The following is a 22,360-nucleotide window of genomic DNA, read 5'->3' as shown; positions in this document are numbered from 1 at the left end:
GGCACTCGGGCGCCGAGGTGAGGGCAAAGCTCGACGAAGAGCTCGAAGAGCTCGACGATGCCATCGCGACCGGCGATGGCGTCACCGTCGAGGAGGAGCTCGGAGACCTTCTGTTCGTCATCGTCAATCTCGCCCGCCACCTGGGTGTCGAGGCCGAGGTTGCCTTGACGCGATCCAACGACAAATTCTCCTCGCGTCTGCGGTTCGTCGAGAACGAGCTTCGCGCCAGCGGGCGGTCCCTACGGCAAGCCTCGATGGAGGAGCTCGATGAGCTCTGGGAGCGAGCGAAAAGGACGCCTACTCAAGAAGAGGAGGCCTAGTCAAGAAGATTGGCCACGATAGGTGGACACCTCGAGCTTCCCGTCTCTATCGACGCTCACGGTGATGGCCCCGTCCTCGTCGGTTCTCAGGTAATCGATGCCGAGAGCGCGCAGTCGGTGAAGAATCCGGGCGGATGGCAAGGGGCGACCCGGGCTCGCGCGGGCGGACAAAATGGCCAGCCGTGGCGCGACCGCGGCGAGAAACGCAACGCTCGAAGAGCTACGGCTGCCGTGATGGGCAACTTTCAACACATCGGATTCGAGCGAGGCTCCACTCGCGAGGAGCCTGTGCTCCGCGGGGCTTTCGACGTCGCCAGTCAGCAGAATCCTCCGCCCGGCGTAGGTGAGGCCCAGGACGAGCGACTGGTCGTTCTCCGACGAGCCGGGCATTCCGGAAGCAAGGACCTCGAAGCCCGCCCCCCCGAGCTCGAACGCTTGTCCGACCTCGAGAGAGCGCACGACCACACCCCGCCGTTCCGCTCGCCGGCGCAGTGCGAAGTAAGCGGGACGATCCACGGGCGACGAGCCTTCCCACATCTCATCCACTTTCAGCCGGTCAACGACGGCAAACAGACCGCCCAGATGATCGAGGTGCGTGTGGGTAACGACCACGGCGGAAAGACGCCGGACACCATTTTCGAGAAGACAAGGCAACAAAACCCTCTCACCGATGTCGAACGATGAGCCCCCTCCCGCTCCCCCACCGTCCACCAGGACGTGTTTCCCATCAGGGAGCGTCACCAGGAGTGCGTCGCCGTGACCGACATCGAACGCGCTCAAGACGAGTCGACCGCGGGGTGCTGGCGGACTCACGGTGAGCGCGCAAAAGAGCGCGATCATGGCGGCAAGCCCGATGCGCGTCCAGAGCCTCGTTCGAGCGGTGAGGGCGACCGTGGCGCCGAGATAGGCGATCGACAGGATCAACGATGGGCGCGATACGACCCAAGCGGCGGGTGGCGGCCACGAGGCGGCTTCCGCGGTCTTCGTCAGAAGAAAGACGAAGAGGCTCGCCAACTCCCTGAGGACGTCGCTCACGACCGGTATTCCCGATACGAGAACACCCACGAGCCCGAGCACGACGAGACAGCCGGCGAGCGGCAAGGCAATCAAGCTCGCGATCGGTGCCAGCGGGGTCAGCCGCTGGAAGTGCCAGGCGGCGAGAGGGACGACGCCGAGCTGTGCCGAAATCGACAGGGAAAGGGGCGTGGCGCAGACACCCAGCCGTCGCAGCCTTCTCGAGAGCGGCTCCGTCAGGAGCAGGATGCCGGCCATCGCCGCGAAACTGAGCTGGAAGCCGGGGTCACCGAGCCAACGGGGCTCGAAAGCCAGGAGCGCCGTTGCCCCGACCGCGAGCGCATTGGCTCCCGGTCGATCCAAGCTGGATAGCCTCGCGCCGACAAGAACGCAGGCCATCACCACGGCGCGGACCACCGGCGGCCGACCGCTACAAAAGCCAGCGTAGAGCGGCAGCACGAGCAAGAGGAGGACGAGTCGCGGAGCTTCGTCGATCGCAAGACGCTTCATCAGAGCGTGGAGCGCCCAGGCGATGATGGCGACGTGGGCTCCGCTGATGGCCATCACGTGGTAGATGCCCGATGCCTGGTAGAGGCGCTCCAGGTCGGGGGGGAGCCGGGAGCGATCTCCCGTCGTCAGAGCGAGGACCACCCCGAGTGTCGATTCGTTCCCCGCCAGGGCGTGTTCGAGTCTTCGGCGGGCCAAAACGCGCACGAAGGACATCGCCGAGGAGACGGTCGGCCGTCGTGGCTCGAGCTCCACGAGGAGCGCGCTCTTGACCGAGGCCACCGCGTCGACGTTCTCGCGCTCGAGGTAGCTCTCGACGTCGAAGGCGGCGGGATTACCGAACGCGCGAGGACGACGTAGCCGACCCCACAGCACGACGCCGTCACCGGCTGCGAGCGCCGACAGCTTCTCGTTGAAACTTCCGTACACCGTCGCCCGGATGCCCCCCCGGACCGGGATCTCCCCCCGAGCCCCGCCCATCCGGATGCCGTTCACCTCGAGCGTGAGGGTCGTGTCTTCGGAGCCCAGCTCGGGCTCGACCCGGAGCGTCCCCGTCACTCGGCTCGGGTCGACGAAGGCTCTCGCTCCGAGACGTTCGAACAGGGCGCGGACCGTGAGACCGATGTCTCCTTCGGAACGGACATCACGCGCCGTTTTGCCGATGGCGAGAAACGCCAGAAGTACGGAGAACGATGCGGCACGAAGGCGGTTTCTCCGGAGAGACCAGAACGAAGACCCTAGAGCAGCGGCTCCGAGAGACGACGCCACCAAAGGAGACCGTCCCCCCGGGAGCAGGATTCCGACCGTGAAGGCCAAGGCAAGAGGGACGGCCGGACACCTCACGGATCCCGTGGAAGTAGACGCGGGCTAGCGACTGAGCCGAGCCACGGTCTCGAACAGGTGGGTATTGGGAAACAGGTCGAGAAGTCGGAGCGACTCGATTCGAAAGCCGTACCGTTGCAGACGCGCGACGTCCCGAGCCAATGCCGGAGGGTCGCAGGAGACGTACCGCAACGATCGGACGGGGCTTCCGCCGATGGCTTCGAGCGTCTCGAGTGCCAGGCCACCTCTCGGCGGGTCGGCGACGATGAGGTCATCCACTCGAAGCGGTGTCCGATCCAGATAGCGGGCTGCATCCATTCGGCGGAACCGCACGTTTTGGAGCTCGGCTCTCTTCGCGTTTGCGCGAGCGTCGCGAATGGAGGTGGGGACGGTCTCGATGCCAAAAACGCGCTTCGCCATCCGCGAAAGCGGCAACGTGAATAGGCCGACGCCGCAATAGAGGTCGATGGCGCGGTCGACCGACGTTTCCGGCACCACCGCGGAGACGAGCTCCTCGAGAAGGAAGCGGTTCGCTTGAAAGAAGCTCTCGGTCGACTGCTCGAGGAGGAACCCGGAGACGGAGTGAGCAACGGATCGCGACCCGAGCCGGATGCGTGGCCCTCGGCGCGACGTCGAGGCGACGATCCCATCGAGACGGCCGGCGTCCCGCAACGCCGAGAGACCGCGCTGTTCGAGAAACCGTAGCCCATCGATCGATCTGACGAGAAACCGGCCCACGATCCTCCCGGGGTCGACGCTCGACTCCTGAAATTCCACTTGCTCCAGGTGTCTCGCGAATGCCGGCCTTTCGGCAACGAGTCGCCTGACTCCGTGCCACGCCGCGTTCAAATCCGCCGATCCTAGAAGACAGTGCTCGATATCGACCACCTCCCGGCTTTGACGCTGCCGAAACCCTAGCACCGGCCGGCTTCCCTTGCGGTCGACATGGAAGCGCAGCCGGGTGCGATACCGGAGCTCAGGCGAGCCGCAGATCTCGACCTGCTCGACGGGATCCGAGTAGCCCGCCCTTCGCAGGCTTTCCTGCAGGATGGTGCGTTTCGCGGTGAGCTGGGTGGCGGGCTCGAGATGCATCAGAGCGCAGCCGCCGCAGAGCCCGTAATAGGGGCATGGAGGCTCTCGGCGAAACGGTGAGTCGGTCACGCGCTCCACCGATCGGGCTTCGATGAAGTCCTTCTTCTCGGCGACGGCTCGAACCCGGTGAGTCTCCCCCGCGGCCGTGCCCGGGACGATTACGGCGCGTCCTTCGTGCCGACCCAGCCCATGACCGCCGGCGATGATTTTGGTGATACGGACTTCGAACATCAGAAGAGGCTGAGCGGGCCGAGACCCAGCCGAGAGCGAAGTCTGCGGTGGTAGGCGCTTTCGAGCGCCCTTCGATAGACCTTCTCCGGCATCCGGTCGCGATAGGATTCGAGCGAACGCTCGGCCTCGGTGCGCAACGAGGAGCGGACGGGCTCGTCGAATGCGAGCTCCAGAGCAGCCAGGAGGCGCGCATCGATCTCGGCAAGCTTCGATTCGAGCTTGGCGGCACCCCGGGCGACATCCGTGGCCGCCACCTCGCACGCCAGGGCCCGCACCGTTTCCCCAAGGAGTCGGTCTCGAGAACTCTCAGCGGCTTTCATCAACCGAGCCGCAAGACCGGACAATCGCGCGACGAAATCAACGGGTGCTTCCTGGGCGGGAGTCGTCCCCTCACCCAGACGCGCCTCGCGAAAACGTCGAAAGGCGGCATCGACGGCCTGCCGGCAATATCCCAGCTTTCGGCGCTTCTGCGATGCCTGGGGTCGCTCGAAGACGCGATCGATCGCCTCCTTCACGATTTCGAGAGGAATGCCCGACTGCTCCCAACGCCATACCAGATTCCATTCGCTGGGCGTTATGAACAGGGGACTCCCACGTTTCGCAACGAAGTGAGACTCGACCGACGCATAGTAGCTCTCTGCGTCCAAACCTAACGCTCTCTGACCATGACGACGTCTTCAGAGTACAAGATCCTGACGGACCCGTCGTCGAGCCTCACCCGGAGGCCGCCATCGTCGGCGATGCCGTCGGTGACCGCGGCCTGGCTCTCTCCCTCGCGGGTCACGAGTCGGATCGGCGCGTCGCCGGCGCCCTCAGAGCTCGCTTTCCAACGTTCCAGTACTTGGGCGGCATCGTCCAGCTCGTATTGCTGCTCTAATCTGCCGATGATGGCGTCAGCGAGGAGAGCCGGCTCCCACGAGCGTCCTGAAGCGAGCCGCAACGAGGTTGCCTCTTGCGCAAGAGGGCCGGTGAAATCCTCTTGCGTTTGATTCACGTTGACGCCGATCCCGGCGACGGTGAAGTCAGTTCTCGAGCCGATGTGGCTCGACTCACACAAAATCCCGCCCAGCTTGCGGCCGGCGACGTAAAGGTCGTTCGGCCAGCGCAGCCGGATTCGCACACCGGTCAACTCCCGCGCGGCCTCGGCTACCGAAACCGCCACGAGAAGAGGCAGAAGAGTCAGCGGGGTCCGCCGAGACTGAGGCCGCAGGAGAATGCTCAGATAGAGACCGCCTTCGACCGATTCCCACGGCCGGTTCCAGCGACCCCTTCCTCGCTCCTGCCGACCGGCGAGCACCAGGGTTCCTTCGGGAGCTCCCGCCCTTCCGAGCGCAAAGCATTCGGTGTTGGTCGACCCGGTTCGCTCGATATTGACGAGACAAGCTCCCCAGCTCGACTGCCGTTCTCGCAACAGGGAGCCCAGGCGGGCTTCCATGTGGGGTCGCGCCTACTTGGGGATCTTGGCTTTCAGCACCTCGATCTCTTTACGGATGAGTCCCTCCGCGAGCTCGGGTACTACTTCCCACGCAATCTCCTGAATGACTTTGGCGGAGAGCCTGTCCACCACGCGCTGCGCCACCCGTTCGATGAGCGCTTCGTCGACGCCATCGCGACCGGAAACCGGGGCTTCCTCGATCGGCTCCCGCGCGGGGGGCGGCGGTGTGGGTGCCGACGGCGGCTTGGCGGCGGGGCTCGGCGGGGGCACCTTCGGCTCTGCGGACGCGACCGGCCGCGTTTCCTGCTCCTGAGAAGGCGGCTCGAGAACCGGCTCGAACTCGGTGTAGTCGTCGACGCTGACCGGCTCGAACTCGGATGTCTCCTCGGATTCGGTGTGACTCGATTCGTCCTCGAAGGCTGGCTCGAACGTCAGCTCGTCAGGAGTCTCCTGAGGAGCCGGGGGATCGGCAAACTCCTGGAAGCCGCTCAGGCCTTCGTCGGCCGCTTCGGCCTCGATGGTCTCCTCGTTCGGTAACCGCCACGTGGAGTCTGGATCGCTTCTCTCGAGCTCGTTGGCGGAAGGTTCCTCGCCATCGGACGACACGACGGCGGGTGGCGGAGCCGCCATGAAGACGGTCGCCGAGTCGTCCTCGTCGGCAGGGGCCTCCCGGGCCACCTCGCCCCAGATGTCGTCTTCACTCACGCCCGCTCCCCCCTCGAGGCTCTCGCTCTCGTCCGCTCCGAGCAGTACCGTATGATCCGCCGGTCCCATGGTCAGCTCGCGCTCGCCCGCTTCCACGGCGAACGCGTCCTCGAGATCGGAGTCGGTTTCGATCGTCGCGGGAGCGGGAGGAGCCGGAGGGACGACCGGTGGCGCTGGCGGCGCCGCGGCGGGCGCCGAGACCGGTGCCGAGACGAGCAGCTCCTTCACCCGGGAAATCAACGTCTGGGGCTCGAAGGGCTTGGCGAGAAACCCCTCGCACCCAGCGGCCTTCGCTCGTTCTTGATCGAAAGGCTCGAAGGCGCCCGTGAGCAACAGTACGGGAATGTGCCTCAGATCAGGACTCGATTTGATGAACTCGCAGACTTCGTATCCGTTCTTCTCCGGCATGATGATGTCGCAGAGCACGACATCGGGCATGACGGAACGGATCTCGTCGATCGCCTTCTGCCCATTCCCGACCGTATGAAGCTCGAAGTCCTCGTCGGAGAACGTCAGCTCGATGACCTTCTGAATGGTGATGCTGTCATCGGCGAGAAGGATCTTGTGTCCCATCGCCCCTCCTTCCGGCAATCCGAGGTCGACCGACCTTTCCTGGGTGTGCTAACGGCAATTCGAGTGTTAATGCCCGAGCGATTTAGAAAAATGGTAGCATGCACATGGAGCAGCTGTCAACAAACCTCGTTTCATAATTCCTTTCCTACGAAGAGGATGCGCTGCGGGAGAGCGCCTCCTGAACGAAGGCTACGATGTCCTTCGTCGACGCGCCCGGCTGGAAGACTTTCTTCACACCAAGCTGCTCGAGAACGGGAATGTCACGATCGGGAACGACACCGCCGGCGAACACGATCACGTCGTCCATGTGCTTTTCGCGCAGGAGGGAAAGGATTCGTGACAGCATGGAGTGGTGCGCGCCGGACAGGACGGATACGCCGATGGCGTCCACGTCCTCCTGGAGTGCCGCTTCCACGATCTGCTCGGGGGTTCGACGAAGTCCCGTGTAGATGACCTCCATCCCGGCGTCCCTCAAAGCGCGGGCGACGACGAGGGCGCCTCGGTCGTGGCCATCGAGGCCGGGCTTCGCCATCAGGATACGCGCCGGACGTCTATAGGGCACGACGATACTGACCGCCCACTTCGTAGAGCGCGTGGGTCATCTGGCCCAGACTCGCGACGCGCGCCGTCTCCATGAGCTCGGCAAAGACGTTGCCCTCGTCGGAGCGCGCCACTCGAGCCAATTTTTCCAGGGCCGGTCTCGCTTCGCTTTCGTGGCTCTTCTGGAACGCGCGCAGCCTCGCAATCTGCTCGTCCTTCTCGGCACTCGACGCTCGGGCCAGCTCGATCTCTTCCTCGGCCCTCTCCGTCTCATCGGGATCGAGAAAACAATTGACTCCCACGATGGGATATTCGCCGCTGTCCTTCCTGAGCTCGTAATGTAGCGATTCCTCTTGGATGCGGCTCCTCTGGTACTGAAGCTCCATCGCGCCGAGCACGCCACCACGCGCGTTGATCCGTTCGAACTCGAGCAGCACCGCTTCTTCGACGAGATCCGTGAGCTCGGAAACGATATACGACCCCTGGAGGGGGTTCTCGTTCTTGGCCATGCCGAATTCCTTGTGGAGGATCTGCTGGATCGCCATGGCCCGGCGCACCGACTCGGCCGTCGGCGTCGTGATCGCCTCGTCGTAGGCATTCGTGTGCAGGGAATTGCAGTTATCGTAGACGGCGGTCAGCGCCTGGAGCGTCGTGCGGATATCGTTGAATTGAACCTCGCGGGCGTGAAGCGAGCGTCCCGACGTCTGGATGTGGTACTTGAACTTCTGGCTGCGCTCGTTGGCGCCGTAGCGAAGCTTCAATACCCGTGCCCAGATGCGCCGAGCCACCCGGCCGAGCACCGAATACTCCGGCTCGAGACCGTTGCTGAAGAAGAACGACAGGTTGGGCGCAAAGTCATCGACGTGCATGCCCCTCGCCCGGTAGTACTCCACATAGGTGAAGCCGTTGGCAAGAGTGAAGGCGAGCTGGGTGATGGGGTTCGCTCCCGCCTCGGCGATGTGGTAGCCCGAGATCGACACCGAGTAGAAGTTGCGTATCCGCTGGTCGATGAAGTACTGCTGAACGTCACCCATCATGCGAAGCGCGAAATCGGTCGAGAAGATGCACGTGTTCTGGGCCTGGTCTTCCTTCAAGATGTCGGCCTGCACCGTGCCCCGCACCTGCGACAGAGTCTCGTCCCGGATGCGGGCGCGCTCCTCGACGTCCGGGCTGCGTCCACTACGGCTCTCGAACCGCTGGACTTGCTGGTCGATCGCCGCGTTGAAGAACATGGCGAGGATTGCCGGTGCGGGACCGTTGATGGTCATCGAGACGCTGGTGCGCGGGTCGAGCAGATCGAAACCCGCGTAGAGCTCCTTCATGTCGTCGAGGGTCGCGATCGAGACGCCGCCCTCTCCGATCTTGCCGTAGATGTCGGGTCGCTCGTCCGGGTCCTCTCCGTAGAGAGTCACGCTATCGAAAGCGGTGGACAGGCGCTTCGCGTCGTCGTGCCCGCTGAGAAGGTGGAACCGTGCGTTGGTCCGCCGGGGGCCGCCTTCGCCGGCAAACTGGCGCCGGGGCGGCTCCTCGCTGCTCTTGAAAAGAAAAACCCCGGAGGTATATGGGTACTGGCCGGGCACGTTCTCCTCGAGCCGAAAAGCCAGTATGTCCCCCCAGTCCGTGAGTCGGGGCAGCGCTACTTTGGACACTTCGGTGCCGCTCAAAGTCGTGACCGACGTCGGAACGGCAATCTCGCGGTCGCGTACCTGGAAGCGGAAGTCCTTCTCACGATAACGCCGGACGAGCTCGGGCCACTCCTCGATGAGCGACCAGTTGTCGTCGGATAGCTCGGCGCGGAGCTCGGCGAATCGTTTCCGCACGATTTCTGCCGCCTCGGTCCCCGCGAGCTCTTTCTCTGCCCCGCGCAGCCGATAGAGGCGACTCGCAAAGGCCGACTGCTCGTGAATCATCTTGCGCTCGTCCCGGAGGCTCTCCGCGATCTCGGCAAGGTATCGGATCCTGCTCTCAGGAATGATGCGCGGGGGCTCGCCGGGCTGGGCTTCGAGTCTCGGCGCCGGAGCGGGGAAAGACGCGTCGACCGTTCGGAGTCTTTGCCGGAGGTGGCGATACAAGGCAGAGACTCCCGGGTTTCCGAACTGGCTAGCCACCGTACCGAAGACGGGCATCTCCTCGTCCGGCACTTCGTGTCCGATCTTCTTGTTTCGCCGGTACTGCTTGCGCACGTCGCGAAGAGCGTCCTCTCCTCCTCGCCGGTCGAATTTGTTGATCGCCACGACATCGGCGAAGTCGAGCATGTCGATCTTCTCGAGCTGCGAGGGGGCACCATATTCGGGGGTCATCACGTACAGGCTGACGTCGGAAACGTCGGCGATGGCGGACGATCCCTGGCCGATTCCGCTGGTCTCGACGAAGAGCAGCCGGTAACCGGCGGCCTTGAGAACCCGGATCGCGTCCGAGGTCGCCCGAGAAAGCTCGGTTCCGGAGCCGCGGGTCGCCAGACTTCGCATGTAGATGCCGTCTTCGAGGGCATTCATCCGGATTCGATCGCCCAAGAGGGCGCCTCCCGTCTTGCGCTTCGTTGGATCGATTGAGAGGACCGCCATCGGCAGGTCGGGGGCGCCCGAATGAAAACGCCGCACGAGCTCGTCGGTGAGAGAGCTCTTTCCCGCGCCGCCGGTTCCAGTAATGCCGACGACCAGCGCGCGGGAGGTCGCATCGCCCCGACCGAGCACCGCATCGAGCTCGGGGCTCGAACCTGGCGGACCGGCCTCCACTCGCGTGATCAACCGGGCGAGCTTGCCCACAGCCTCGGTGCCGGGGCCTTCGAGGGGAAAGTCCGCCGCTCGAACCATGTCGTCGATGATGCCCGCGAGACCGAGCCGCCTTCCGTCCTCGGGGGAGTAAATCTTCGTGACTCCGTATCGCTCGAGCTCCTGGATCTCGCGGGACACGATCACTCCACCCCCGCCGCCGAAAACGAGAATGTGAGCCGCGTCTCGCTTTCGGAGAAGGTCGACGAGATAACGAAAGAACTCGTTGTGACCACCCTGATAGGAGCTGACCGCCACCGCCTGGGCGTCTTCCTGAATGGCGGCGTCGACGATCTCGCGAACGGACCGATTGTGGCCCAGATGCACGACCTCGACGCCCCTGTCCTGGAGGAGTCGTCGGATGATGTTGATCGACGCATCGTGGCCGTCGAAAAGGGACGCGGCGGTCACGAAACGTACTTTGTGGACGGGTCGATAGCTCAGCTCGCCGCGGTTCGCTGCGGGCGTGGCGGCTCGGTCGATTCTCACCTCAGTGGTCGCGGAGTCGTTTACCCTTCACGCCGGCGAGTCCGGTGTTCCAAAACCGAGAGAGGCGCTCTGAGGCTCTTCTTCCCCAGCCTGGTTGATGAGCTCTTTGAGCTCCTTGCCCGGCTTGAAATAGGGAACCTTCTTCGCGGGTACGTCGACACGCTCGCCGGTTTTCGGGTTTCGGCCCTTCCTCGACTCTCGCTGCCGGATTCGGAAGCTCCCAAAACCCCGGAGCTCGATCTTGTCGCCACGGTGAAGCGCGTTGATGATGCTCTTGAAAACCGTGTCCACGATGATCTCCGAGTGCTTCTTCGTTAGGTCCGACACCCGCGACACCTCTTCGATCAGTTCCGCTTTCGTCATGGCCGGGGACTCCATTCCGACGTCAACGCCGTCTCGTTAAAGTTGGATGCGGTGCTCAGTCCTTGCCACCCGAATCGCTCTCGGGGTTCGCCCGCGAGCTGCTGGCCCATTCCGCACCGAAGTCCGCCACGTCTCCGAGCGTCGCGTTGGGCGAGCCCTGGCTGGAGTAGTGACTCTCGTAATCCTCGATGTGAACCGCCCGGATCGAGAGTCCGATCTTGCGTTCCAGCGGGGAGATTTTGATGATTTTCATGCGGTAGGATTCGCCGATCTGGAGCTTGTCTTCGGGCCTGTCGACCCGCTCGTCGTCCATCTCCGATATATGGAGAAGGCCTTCGATGCCCTCCTCGATCTCCACGAAGGCACCAAAGTTCGTGAATCGCACGACCTTGCCGTCCACGACGTCGCCTTCCTGGTGGCGATTGAAGAACTCTTCCCAGGCGTCTTCCCCGAGCTGCTTGAGACCCAGCGAGAGGCGTTGATTGTCGGCGTCGATGTTCAGAACCACGGCGTCCACCGTGTCACCCTTTTTCAGAACCTCGGATGGGTGATTCACGCGCTTGCTCCAGCTCATGTCGGAGATGTGGATGAGTCCGTCGATCCCCTCTTCCACCTCGACGAACGCCCCGAAGTCGGTCAGATTTCTCACCTTGCCCTGAATCCGCGCTCCGGTTTGATACTTGTCGGCGAGCTGTTGCCAGGGATTCGGTTCGACCTGTTTGAGGCCCAGACTGATGCGACGCTCCTGAGTGTCGACCTGGAGGACCATCGCCTCGACTTCGTCTCCCACGCTGAGCACCTTGGAGGGGTGCTTCACCCGCTTGCTCCAGGACATCTCCGAGACGTGGATCAACCCTTCCACCCCCGGCTCGAGCTCCACGAAAGCGCCGTAATCCGTCAGGCTGACGACCTTGCCTCGAACCCGCGAAGCTACGGGGAAGCGCTCCTGTGCCGAGTCCCACGGATCGGGCGAAAGCTGTTTATACCCGAGCGAGACCCGCTCGGCCTCGCGATCGAACTTCAGCACCACGACTTCGATCTGGTCGCCCACGCTGAAGAGCTCCGAAGGATGCTGGATGCGGCCGAACGACATGTCGGTGATGTGCAGCAGGCCGTCGATTCCACCGAGATCGATGAAGGCGCCATAGTCGGTCAAGTTCTTCACGACGCCGCGGAAGACGCGGCCCTCCTCGAGAGCGTCCAATGTCTCCTGCTTGCGACCCGCGAGTTGCTCCTCGAGCACCACTTTGCGCGACAGAACGATATTGCCGCGTTTCTTGTTGACCTTGATCACCCGCATCTCGAGCTCTTGGCCCTTGAGGCTGTCGAGGTTGCGCACGGGTCGAACATCGACTTGAGAGCCCGGGAGGAAGGCTCGAACCCCGATATCGACGGCGAGACCCCCTTTGATGCGCTCGAGCACCCGTCCCTTGACGATCGCGCGAGTCTGGTAGGCCTCTTCGATCTGATCCCAGACCTTCATCTTCTCGGCCTTCTCGCGGGAGAGAACGAGATATCCGTTCTTGTCCTCCGCTTTCTCGAGAAGGACGTCTACTTCGTCGCCGACACTCACTGTGATCGCGCCGCTCTCGTCACGAAACTCCGACCGCGGGATGATCCCTTCGGACTTGTACCCCACGTCCACGATCACCTCGTTGTCGGAAACCTGCAGCACCCGACCCTGGACGACCTCGCCTTCGGCGATGTTGCTGTTGTACTTGTCTAGCAGCTTTTCGTACTCTTCCGGTGGAATAGCGGCCTCGTCGATCTTCGTACGCCCTCCTCCCTTCAATTCACTCGTATGGTTGTTGGTCTCCACCATGCGTCTTTCTAGATTCCTCCTCGAGCTACGGCGATTTGCAGGTGAGAGCCTTGGCCGCGTTGGAAATGTTCCGGATGGGCTCGCTTCTTCGTGGGAAGGCTAAACCTGCAATCCGTTATCCTACTCTATTTAATTGGCTTATGTCAAGGAGGCCTCACGGCAAGCCAAGGCGACTTCGCGTGAGCTCGAGCAGCCTTTGAAGCGTCTCCCGCGGTGCGAGAGAGGTCGTGTCGACGACCAGGGCGTCTTTTGCGCGACGGAGCGGCGCGTGCTCGCGGCTCCGGTCCGCGCGATCGCGATGCTCCAGATCGTTCCTGACGCCCTCGTAGGTGACGCCCGCCTCCGATGCCCGCTCCTGGAAACGCCGACGCGCCCGCTCGTCCTGGTCGGCGTCGAGAAAGAACTTCAAGTCGGCGCGAGGGAAGACCACGGTTCCGATATCGCGCCCCTCGAGGACGACGGCGCGCCCCCGGGCCATTTCCCTCCACAGCTCGACCATCACCGATCGGAGCTCCGGACGGGCCGAGACCCGAGAAGCGGCCATCGAGATCGTCTGTTCCCGGATCGCCTCGGATACGTCCTCGCCATCGAGCAGGACGTCGTGCAGGTAATCTCCCCCGAAGCCGATTCTGGATTGCCGGGCGAGCTCGGCGAGAGCGTCACCATCATCGAGGTCGATGCCGTTCCGCAAAGCCTTCAAGGCGACGGCACGGAACGTCGCGCCGGTGTCGATATAGTGAAAGCCGAGCGCCGCGGCCAATCCTCTCGCTGCGGTGGTCTTGCCCGCTCCTGCAGGGCCGTCGATGGCGATGACCGTTTCGTCTGTCAATGAGTCGCCTCCCGTCTCAGCCGTTCGACTTCGTCTCTCGACAGCGGTCGAAAGCCTCCGGGAGGGATGCCGCGCAGGGACAGCTCACCGATCCGCTCGCGATGGATCGCCACCACGGGAAAACCCAGAGCTCCGAAGAGTCTGCGGATCTCCCGATTCCGGCCCTCCCGAAGCGTGACGCGAAGCCGGCTCGTGCGCGCTTCGGTTCCTCGACGAGACAGGGGTTGAGCCCGGTCGACGTGAAGCCGCTCTCCTTGGATCTGAATCCCTCGCCGCGCCCGCTCGAGAGCACGACGATCGGGCGTACCGCTCACGGTGACCAGATAGGTTTTTCGAACGCCATGCCGGGGATGCGCGAGGAGCTGGGCGAGCTCACCGTCGTCGGTGAGCACCAGGAGACCCGAGGTCGCGATGTCGAGACGACCAACGGGATACAAGGACTGGTAATTCCGGGGCAGAAGATCCATGACGGTTCGGCGCCGGCTGGGATCCGATCGTGTCGTGACGTACCCCTGGGGTTTGTGAAGGGCCACGTATCGACGCCGAGCGCGCACCTTCACGCGTACGCCATCCACGCGAATATCGGCGGTGTCAGGGTCGGCGCTTTCGCCAAGCTGGCTCACCACCTTGCCGTCCACCTGGACCCGTCCTTCGAGGATGAGCCTCTCCGCCGCACGGCGAGAGGCGATTCCTGCGGTGGCGATGATCTTCTGCAGCCGCTGTTTCATGGAGCCCCTTCGAGTGATTCCATGCCCTCGAGCTGCTGGGCAACGTCGTCTCCGAAGACTTCCGACATGTCCTTGAGCTGCGGCAGATCCTTCACGTCCTTGAGGCCGAAGCGCAGCAGGAACTCCTTGGTCGTGCCGTAGAGCAGAGGGCGGCCGACGACGTTCTTCCGACCCACGATCCGAATCAACTTCCTCTCGAGAAGCGTTCGCACGACGCTCGCCGACCGGACCCCACGCAGCTCCATGATCTCGGGAACGGTTACCGGCTGGCGGTAGGCGATAACCGCGAGGGTCTCGAGCGCCTGGAGCGACAGTCTCGTCGGCTTGGGAGCTTCCACCAGCCTCCCCACGCACTCGTGGTAAGCGGGTTTCGTGGTGATTTGCCAACCCCCGGCAACCTCTACGAGCTGGACCCCACGGCCCGACTGCCCGTAAACCTGCTGCAATCGTTCGAGGGACGGCTTCACCATTTCCGGAGCATCCGGAAGCGCCTTCTTGAGCTCCTGCAGAGATAGTGGAGCGGGAGAGGCGTAGAGAAGAGCCTCGACGCTCGCCTCGGCTTCCTCGGGAGAAAGGGCGGGGGCGGCGTCCTCGCTCGAGTTACCGGACATGGGATTCTTCGGGGAGACGGATCACGTAGATCGTGCCGAAGAGCTTCTCCTGGTAAATGCGCAGCCGGCGCAGCCGAACCATTTCCAGGACCGCAAGGAACGTCACGATTACCGTTGCTCGGTCGCTTGCATCGTCGAAGAGCTCCACGAATGTGTGGTGCTCGCCGAGCGCGAGTCGGCGGCCGAGTCGCTCGATCATCTGCTCGATCGATATCGTCTCGCGCTCGTACACCAGGTCCGCGCGTTGACGCACCCGCTCCAGGACGTCGCGAAACGCGCTGATGAGCTCGAACAAATCCACTTCGATCATCTCGGTGGACTCGTCGTGCCCGTTCGAGCCCTGAACCAGGTCCGGTCTCACGAAGGTCGCGCTTCGGATCTCTTCCTGCTGGTGCAGCTGCTGGGCTGCCTCCTTGTACTGCGTGTACTCGAGCAGCCGGGCGACCAGCTCGGCGCGGGGGTCTTCGGTGGGTTCGTCTTCGGTTCCGTCCTCGTGAGGGGGCGGAAGCAGCATCTTGGACTTGATGTGGATCAAGGTGGCGGCCATGACGAGGAAATCTCCCGCCAGGCCCAGGTTGAGCTCTTCCATCAGCTCCAGGATCTCGAGGTACTGACGGGTAATCTCCGCTATGGGAATGTCGTAGATCTCGACCTCGTTCGTGCGGATGAGATGCAGCAAGAGCTCCATCGGACCGTCGAAGACGGGTAGGCGCACGTGGTAGGCGGGCTCTACGGCGTCGTCGTTACCGCTCGGTCCGACGTAGAGCTCGGCGACGCTCACAGATCGTCTCCCGGGGGAAGCCTGACGGCGGAACGAACGGCATGAAGGGTGTTCCCGGCTTGTTCGCGAGCGCGGCGTGCCCCTTCGCGAAAGATGTCACGGACGTCGTCGGGTCGGCTCTGGTAATCGCGCCTGCGTTCGGCGATGGGCCGAAGGCGCTCCAGGAGATGGTCGGCCAGAGCATTCTTGCATTCGATGCACCCGATTCCGGCAGTTCGGCACCCCTCCGCAGCCCAAGTGCGGGTCTCGGCGCTCGAGAACACCTTGTGAAGGTCGAACACGGGACATTTGTCGGGGTCGCCGGGGTCGGCACGCCGTACCCGCGCCGGGTCGGTGACCATCGTCTTCAGCTTCCCTCGAATGCTCTCTTCGTCCTCGCCCAGCCCGATCGTGTTTCCATAGCTCTTGGACATCTTCCGGCCATCGGTGCCCGGAAGCCTTGGTGTGGGGGTGAGCTTCACCTCGGGCTCGGAAAGGACTTTTCCATAGAAATGGTTGAAGCGGCGCGCGATCTCACGCGTCAGCTCGACATGGGGCCGCTGATCCTCGCCGACCGGTACGAAATCGGCGCGATAGATGAGAATGTCGGCGGCCTGAAGGAGGGGATATCCGAGAAACCCGTAGGTGCTCAAGTCCTTTTCCCTCAACTGATCGATCTGCTCTTTGTAGGTCGGAACGCGCTCGAGCCAGGGCAGCGGGACCACCATCGAGAGCAGCAGGTGCAGCTCGGCGTGAGCCGGCACATGCGATTGCACGAAGAGCGTCGACCGCTCCGGGTCGAGTCCAACCGCGAGGAAATCCAGCGCCAGCTCTCGAACGTTGGCGCGTAGCTCACGGGTGTCGGCGTAATCGGTCGTGAGCGCGTGCCAGTCGACGATACAATAGAACGTATCGAGCTCGTCCTGCATCGCCACCCAGTTCTCGAAGGCCCCGACCAGATGGCCCAGATGGGCCGCACCCGTGGGTCTCATGCCGGAGAGGACGCGTTTTCTTGCCATGTTCGAGTTTGCGGGATGCTAGCACAAACTCACATCATCTCCCGCACGTGACGGTACACCTTTTCGCCGAGCTTTTGGCCGAGCACTTCCTTAAGCTCGGCGAGCTCCGCGGCTTTGATTCCCTTCACGCTCTTGAACCGCGTTAGGAGCCTTCGCCGCTTCTTGGGACCGATGCCGGGAACGGACTCGAGCGAGGAGGAGAAGTCGCGCGCCTTTCGCTGCTGGCGATGAAAGGTCACCGCGAACCGATGGGCCTCGTCACGCACGCGCTGGAGGAGCTGGAGAGCGGGCGAGTGACGGTCGAGGACGAGCGGCTGAGAATGGCCGGGCCGGAAGACCCACTCCTCCTTCTTGGCAAGGCTGACCGTCGGCAAGTGCGACAGCCCGAGCTCCTCGAGCGCGGAGAGCGCCGCACCCAGCTGGCCTTTGCCGCCATCGATCAGAACGAGGTCGGGGAGATCCGCTCCCTCTTCGAGCACCCGGCGGTAGCGCCTGAGAACCACTTCTCGCATGGAGGCGAAATCATCCGGCTTGCGGTGCTCGAGCCCTCGAATCTTGTACTTTCGGTAGTCGCTCCTCTTGGGCTGCCCGCGCTCGAAGACGACCATGGAGGCGACGATCTCGCTCGCCTGGATGTTCGAGATATCGAAACCTTCGATGCGCTCGGGCCGCTCCGACATCCCGAGCACCTCGGCGAGCTTCTCGAGGCGGACGAACACCTGGCGGCCCTCCTCGCGAAAATCAAGATCGTAAGAGAGTCGAGCGTTCTTCGAGACGAGATCCACCATGCGTTTTTTCGCTCCCCGCCTCGGAACCAGCACCTCGACCTTCGAGCCCTTCTGTCCGCTGAGAAGCTCGGAGACGAGCGCCCGTTCGGGGAAGTCCACGGGAACGTGAATCGTGGAAGGTAGAAACCGGCCGAGCTCGTAGTACTGTCGCAGGGACCCCTCCACCAGCGAGGCGTCATCGTGGGCATCCAGGTCTTCCAACAGAAAACTGTCTCGATCGACGACTTTGCCCGATCGAACGGAGAACACCTGCAAGACGGCCTGGTTGCCCTCGCGAAAGAAGCCGAATACGTCGCTTTCATCGCCGCGAACGCCCGCCATCTTCTGTCGAATGGACAATTCCTCGAGGGTGCGCAGGTTGTCCCGCAGTCGAGCCGCCTCCTCGAATCGCTCCCGGTCCGCGGCCTCGTACATCTTCACTCTCAGGGAGGCGATGAGATCGTCGTTCTTACCCTCGAGAAAGAGCCGGGCGTCGTCCACCGCCCGCCGATATTCGTCGAGGGAGATGATGGTGTCGACACAGGGGGCCACGCAGCGGTTGATCTGGTACTGCAAGCACGGCCGCGCACGCTTCCCGTCGAGCTTCTCGGTGCAATTCCGGACGCCGAACAGCCGGTGGACGAGATTGGCCGTCTTGCGGGCGAGGCTCGCGGGCACGTACGGTCCGGAGTAGCAATCGCCGTCTTTCGCCGGTTGGCGCACCACGTAGAGGCGAGGGTAGGTCTCGTTGAGCGTGAGCTTGAGGTACGGGTGGTTCTTGTCGTCCCGGAGCAGAACGTTGAAACGGGGCTTGTGGGTCTTGATGAGGCTGTTCTCGAGAACCAGGGCCTCACGCTCGGTGTCGGTCACGACCACATCGACGTCTTCGATGCGCTCGACGAGGCGATCGAGCCTCGGACTGTCGACCCGGGCGTTCTGAAAGTAGGAGCGGACGCGGCTTCGAAGGGAACGGGCCTTTCCTACGTAGAGGATTTCTCCGCCCGCTCCTTTGAAGAGATAGACTCCCGAGGATTTCGGGAGGTCTTCGAGCTTGGTCCGCAGCTCCGCGGCCATCGCCTCAGTATAGCGATCCTAGTTTCGGATGACTTCGACGTTTGCGGGCAGATCCAGCTCGAAGGTCGAGTCGGGCAGCTCGACATCGAGCTCGACGCGCGAGAAGCGAATATCGGTGCGGTCGCGATTGGGCTCGTGGAACACGGAACGTATGGGAGTCCACGACTTCTTGTCCAGGGTCAGCTCGATCCGAGTGAAGAGCGACGCCGCCGAGTCGGGCTTGGGGACGAGATCGAGAGCGACCGTGCTCTCGTCTTCCGAGACGAGGCTCACGTCGTAGTTCTTGCCAATCGTGGAGTTCGATTTGCCGAACCCGACGAGCAAGTCGGCTCCGCCGCTGCTGCCTCCTTTGCTTCGGTCGAACTCCTGGACCTGGCGTGAGACCGGGTTGTAGAGGCGCACCAGGTCGTCTTTCACCACCAAGACCTTTTTCGTTGGAGCTTCGTACTCCCATCGGATACGTCCCGGGAGCTTCAAATACAATCGACCCTGGCTTACCTCGGATTCCTGAAGAATGGAATCATGGTCGGTCTGCTCGAACGTCGCCGTCAGCGTATGGAGGCGCTCGCCCGCCGTCTTCATCTGCTCGAGGATCTCCTCCAGCCTGTCGGCGGACGAAGGGGGATGAATCAGTAAGGCGAACGCAACCAGACCGGTCATGTTCATAGGCTCCCCGAAAAACGGAGTTTACCGCAGCCGGGACGAAGCGCGCCCGGGCGCCTCCACCAACTCGGGGGCGGTACCGTGGCTGACGATCTGACCATCGAGCATCTCGATGACGCGGTTGCCCATCTCGGCGGCCTGCGGGTTGTGAGTGATCATCACGATCGTCTGCTGTTTCTCGCGATTCAGATCCGCCAACAGGCGCAGCACCTGCTCGGAGTTGCGCGAGTCGAGGTTCCCCGTTGGCTCGTCGGCGAGTATGATCGACGGCTCGTTGACGAGAGCTCGAGCGATGGCAACCCGCTGCTGTTCACCCACCGATAACTCCGTCGGCTTGTAGTCGAGCTTGTGACGGACTTGGACGATTTCGAGGAGGTCTCCGATCTCACGGCGGCCGAGCGTCGAACCTCCGAAGATCTGCCGGGCGATCTCGATGTTCCCCTGGACCGTCAGGGTGGGCAGAAGATTGAATCGTTGAAAGACGAAGCCGATCTTCTGGCAGCGCAGCCGAGTCCGTTCTCCATCGGAGATCGCCCCGAGGTCGACGCCGTCGACGAACACCCGCCCCGACGTCGGTCGGGACAGCCCTCCGAGAATTTGGAGAAGAGTCGTCTTGCCACATCCCGACGGGCCCATGACGGCAACGAACTCGCCGCGCCGAATGTCCAGGTCGACGCCTTGGAGCGCGGGCACGTCGAGAGACCCGCTGCGATAGACCTTCCGTAGGGAGACCGTCTTCAGGACGCTCGGCGGTCGGTTTTCGTCGGTCATCACTCGAAGTTGAGGGCCTCCACCGGATCGAGCGTCGCCGCCCGATAGGCCGGGTAGAGCGCTCCCAGAAGGCCCCCGGTGATCCCCAGGATAGCCGAGAACAAGAACCAGCGGGGAATCAAATCGACCGTCAGCGTCGGGAAGAATGAAAGGAGCAAGCTGCGGCCAAAAACAGAGAGGGCGAACCCGACCCCGACCCCCATCGCGCAGATGAGGAATGACTCGGCCATCACGATCTTCATGATGTAGCCCTTGCCCGCTCCGAGCGCCTTCAAAATCCCTATCTCGCGCGTGCGCTCGATGATGGTCGTGTACATGGCCAGCAGTATCACGAGGTAACTGATGCAAGCGGCAAAGAAACTGAGGGCGCGGATGAACTCTTTCAGGCCGAGCGCGTTCTCGGTCATCGCCTCGGAAAAGAACTCGAGCGCGGTGATGACGTAGCCCTCGAAACGTTTCTCGAGCGCCGCCGCCACCTGACCAACGTCAGCGCCGTCATCGACTCTGATGAAATAGAAGGACGCCTTGCCGGGCTGGGCCGTCGCCGTCTGCATCGCCTCGAGCGTCATGTAGAGACGAACCCCCGCGCCGGCCTTGGCGATACCGACGACCTCGAACTCCCGTCCCATGATCTCGAGTCGATCACCAAGTGAGATGCCGTCGACCTCGCTCAAGACCGTATCGACCACCAGATCGGAGACGTCTCGAAGCCCTCTGCCCTCGACGATCTCGATGCCCGAGCCCACCCGGTCGTAGCTTTCGAGGTCGACTCCGAAGATCATCACGAGCTTGTTCTGCCCCTTGAGCCTCGTGACCCGCCCCGTGAGAACGGGTGCCGCGGTCCCCACCCCGGGGATCTCCTCGAGCATCGGCGCCAACCGGTCCGGCAAGACCCCCGAGTTCAAGACGAGAAAAGGCGAGGAATCGGGGGCTTGGAAGATAATGTCGGCGCCCACATTCGTGATCCGATCGGCCGTCTCCTCGAGGCTTCCATGAGCGAGGCCCACGAGAACGAGCACCATGGCGACCCCCAATGCGACGGCGAGGATTCCGACGGTGGTCCGGGTCTTGCGGTTGAAGATGTTTGCGAGCGGAAGATTGGCCATCAGGGGTCCGTCCATGCTTCCGCCTCTTGCGGGAGCGTAAACGCGCCATGCTAGCAAATGCTTCGGGGCACAAGCAAACCTTCGAAATCGTCCTGCTATACTCTCACCCGATGAAAGCGATTCGAATCCATGCTCCCGGGGGTCCAGAGGCCCTTCGTTACGAGAGTGTCCCCGACCCAACCCCGGGACCCGAAGAAGCCGTGATTCGACTCCAAGCTGCCGGAGTCAACTTTATCGACGTTTACCACCGGACCGGGCTCTACCCGATGGAGCCTCCGTTCACTCCCGGCATGGAGGGCGCCGGCGTGGTCGAGAGAGTCGGTGAGAACGTCACCGAAGTGAAAGTGGGCGACCTCGTCGCCTGGGCGATGGCGGTCGGCTCTTACGCGGAGCTCGCCCGGGTTCCCGCGTGGAAGTTGGTGCCCGTTCCGGGTGGGGTCGACGGCCCAACGGCCGCAGCCGCAATGCTCCAGGGCATGACGGCTCATTACCTGTCCGGTGCCACGTTCCCCCTTGGGCCAGAGCACGACGCCCTCGTCCACGCGGCCGCGGGAGGGGTGGGTCTGCTGCTCGTCCAAATGGCCAAGAAAAGAGGGGCCCGGGTGTTCGGCACGGTTTCCACGCCGGAGAAAGCCGAGGCTGCCCGAAAGGCCGGTGCCGACGTCGTCATTCGCTATACCGAGGAGGACTTCGAGGAGGCGGTGAAGAGCTTTACTCGGGGCAAGGGACTCCATGTGGTCTACGATTCGGTCGGCAAGACGACGTTCGAGAAGAGCCTGCGATGTCTCCGCCCCCGAGGAATGCTGGTCCTGTACGGGCAGTCGAGCGGGGCCGTCCCGCCGCTCGATGCGCAAATTCTTGCCCGAGGCGGCTCTCTTTTCCTGACGCGACCGACCCTCGCTCATTACACGCTCGACCGCGACGAGGTTCTGGCCCGCGCCGGGGATGTGCTGTCCTGGATCGTCCGAGCCGAGCTCGATATCACGATCGACCGGGAGCTTCCCCTCGAAGAGGCGGCGGAAGCCCATCGATTGATCGAGTCGAGAAAGACGAGCGGGAAGCTACTCTTGCGTCCCTAGAGTACTCAATGCCGTGGCGGGACCCGTAATCGATCGTGCCGCCACGGCCCGGGCTGCTTACGGCGTGGCAAGCACGCCGGGCTCGCTCCGCTCGCTCAGAGTGGGCTGAGTTCTTTATCACCCTGCGCTTGGGCGCTTGGCTGAGGAGCGCTTGAGTCTTATACTATTCGAAATCCCGTTAAACCATGAAACACCGTGTACCCGGGGCGATTGCTACTTTTGTCCTCGTTGTTGCCCTGGCTTACCTGGCGACGGCGGGATTGGGATAC

Annotated in this window: 20 protein-coding genes; 2 read left to right on the top strand and 18 right to left on the bottom strand. The window is 63.1% G+C overall.

Going from position 1 to position 22,360, the window contains the following annotated elements; genetic code table 11:
• A partial coding sequence (locus tag VEK15_28015) for a MazG nucleotide pyrophosphohydrolase domain-containing protein (GenBank protein ID HXV64576.1) occupies positions 1 to 320 on the top strand: 320 nt, incomplete at its 5' end.
• Here the strand turns inward: VEK15_28015 and VEK15_28010 are convergent.
• From VEK15_28010 to VEK15_27925, 18 genes are all read right to left on the bottom strand, one after another.
• Positions 321 to 2,609 carry a DNA internalization-related competence protein ComEC/Rec2 gene (locus VEK15_28010; GenBank protein HXV64575.1) on the bottom strand — a complete coding sequence of 763 codons (2,289 nt, stop codon included), beginning with the start codon at positions 2,607 to 2,609 and terminating at the stop codon, positions 321 to 323.
• Positions 2,610 to 2,708: 99 nt separating this feature from the next.
• Positions 2,709 to 3,986: a 23S rRNA (uracil(1939)-C(5))-methyltransferase RlmD gene (rlmD, locus tag VEK15_28005; GenBank protein ID HXV64574.1), complete on the bottom strand. Its 1,278-nt coding sequence runs from the start codon at positions 3,984 to 3,986 to the stop codon at positions 2,709 to 2,711.
• A complete protein-coding gene (locus VEK15_28000) occupies positions 3,986 to 4,633 on the bottom strand; it encodes a hypothetical protein (protein ID HXV64573.1) in 648 nt (215 codons plus the stop codon). Before VEK15_28000 ends, rlmD begins: the two co-directional genes overlap by 1 nt.
• A 2-nt stretch (positions 4,634 to 4,635) precedes the next feature.
• Positions 4,636 to 5,421 (bottom strand): biotin--[acetyl-CoA-carboxylase] ligase, encoded by a 786-nt coding sequence (locus tag VEK15_27995; protein ID HXV64572.1) that lies wholly within the window; start codon positions 5,419 to 5,421, stop codon positions 4,636 to 4,638.
• Between the two features lie 12 nt (positions 5,422 to 5,433).
• The gene (locus tag VEK15_27990) at positions 5,434 to 6,699 is read right to left on the bottom strand and encodes a response regulator (protein ID HXV64571.1); all 1,266 of its coding nucleotides are present in this window, start codon (positions 6,697 to 6,699) and stop codon (positions 5,434 to 5,436) included.
• Between the two features lie 145 nt (positions 6,700 to 6,844).
• Positions 6,845 to 7,231, bottom strand: coding sequence for a cobalamin B12-binding domain-containing protein (locus VEK15_27985; GenBank protein ID HXV64570.1), 387 nt, complete (start codon positions 7,229 to 7,231; stop codon positions 6,845 to 6,847).
• A 19-nt stretch (positions 7,232 to 7,250) separates the two neighbouring features.
• Positions 7,251 to 10,499, bottom strand: coding sequence for a fused isobutyryl-CoA mutase/GTPase IcmF (gene icmF, locus VEK15_27980; protein HXV64569.1), 3,249 nt, complete (start codon positions 10,497 to 10,499; stop codon positions 7,251 to 7,253).
• Between the two features lie 27 nt (positions 10,500 to 10,526).
• Positions 10,527 to 10,862, bottom strand: a complete 336-nt coding sequence (locus tag VEK15_27975; GenBank protein HXV64568.1) for an integration host factor subunit beta — start codon at positions 10,860 to 10,862, stop codon at positions 10,527 to 10,529.
• 55 nt (positions 10,863 to 10,917) lie between these two features.
• Positions 10,918 to 12,684 (bottom strand): 30S ribosomal protein S1, encoded by a 1,767-nt coding sequence (locus tag VEK15_27970; GenBank protein HXV64567.1) that lies wholly within the window; start codon positions 12,682 to 12,684, stop codon positions 10,918 to 10,920.
• 154 nt (positions 12,685 to 12,838) lie between these two features.
• Positions 12,839 to 13,513, bottom strand: a complete 675-nt coding sequence (gene cmk, locus VEK15_27965) for a (d)CMP kinase (GenBank protein HXV64566.1) — start codon at positions 13,511 to 13,513, stop codon at positions 12,839 to 12,841.
• Complete coding sequence (locus tag VEK15_27960) at positions 13,510 to 14,241, bottom strand: pseudouridine synthase (GenBank protein HXV64565.1); 732 nt, start codon at positions 14,239 to 14,241, stop codon at positions 13,510 to 13,512. The genes cmk and VEK15_27960 overlap by 4 nt, the downstream gene beginning before the upstream one ends.
• Positions 14,238 to 14,852, bottom strand: coding sequence for an SMC-Scp complex subunit ScpB (scpB, locus tag VEK15_27955; protein ID HXV64564.1), 615 nt, complete (start codon positions 14,850 to 14,852; stop codon positions 14,238 to 14,240). Before scpB ends, VEK15_27960 begins: the two co-directional genes overlap by 4 nt.
• Positions 14,842 to 15,633, bottom strand: a complete 792-nt coding sequence (locus VEK15_27950; GenBank protein HXV64563.1) for a segregation/condensation protein A — start codon at positions 15,631 to 15,633, stop codon at positions 14,842 to 14,844. The genes scpB and VEK15_27950 overlap by 11 nt, the downstream gene beginning before the upstream one ends.
• A complete protein-coding gene (trpS, locus tag VEK15_27945; protein ID HXV64562.1) occupies positions 15,630 to 16,631 on the bottom strand; it encodes a tryptophan--tRNA ligase in 1,002 nt (333 codons plus the stop codon). Before trpS ends, VEK15_27950 begins: the two co-directional genes overlap by 4 nt.
• A gap of 29 nt (positions 16,632 to 16,660) precedes the next feature.
• On the bottom strand, positions 16,661 to 18,472 hold the full coding sequence (gene uvrC / locus VEK15_27940) for an excinuclease ABC subunit UvrC (protein HXV64561.1): 1,812 nt from the start codon (positions 18,470 to 18,472) through the stop codon (positions 16,661 to 16,663).
• An 18-nt stretch (positions 18,473 to 18,490) separates the two neighbouring features.
• The gene (locus VEK15_27935; GenBank protein HXV64560.1) at positions 18,491 to 19,132 is read right to left on the bottom strand and encodes an outer membrane lipoprotein carrier protein LolA; all 642 of its coding nucleotides are present in this window, start codon (positions 19,130 to 19,132) and stop codon (positions 18,491 to 18,493) included.
• A 27-nt stretch (positions 19,133 to 19,159) separates the two neighbouring features.
• Positions 19,160 to 19,906, bottom strand: coding sequence for an ABC transporter ATP-binding protein (locus VEK15_27930; protein ID HXV64559.1), 747 nt, complete (start codon positions 19,904 to 19,906; stop codon positions 19,160 to 19,162).
• Positions 19,906 to 21,027, bottom strand: a complete 1,122-nt coding sequence (locus VEK15_27925; GenBank protein ID HXV64558.1) for an ABC transporter permease — start codon at positions 21,025 to 21,027, stop codon at positions 19,906 to 19,908. Before VEK15_27925 ends, VEK15_27930 begins: the two co-directional genes overlap by 1 nt.
• Positions 21,028 to 21,122: 95 nt before the next feature.
• Between VEK15_27925 and VEK15_27920 the strand changes: the two genes are divergently transcribed.
• A complete protein-coding gene (locus tag VEK15_27920) occupies positions 21,123 to 22,091 on the top strand; it encodes a quinone oxidoreductase (GenBank protein HXV64557.1) in 969 nt (322 codons plus the stop codon).
• Positions 22,092 to 22,360 lie beyond the last annotated feature (269 nt).

It is taken from the genome of Vicinamibacteria bacterium, from assembly GCA_035620555.1.
Taxonomy (GTDB): domain Bacteria; phylum Acidobacteriota; class Vicinamibacteria; order Marinacidobacterales; family SMYC01; genus DASPGQ01.
This window is presented reverse-complemented; position numbering and strand designations above follow the sequence as displayed.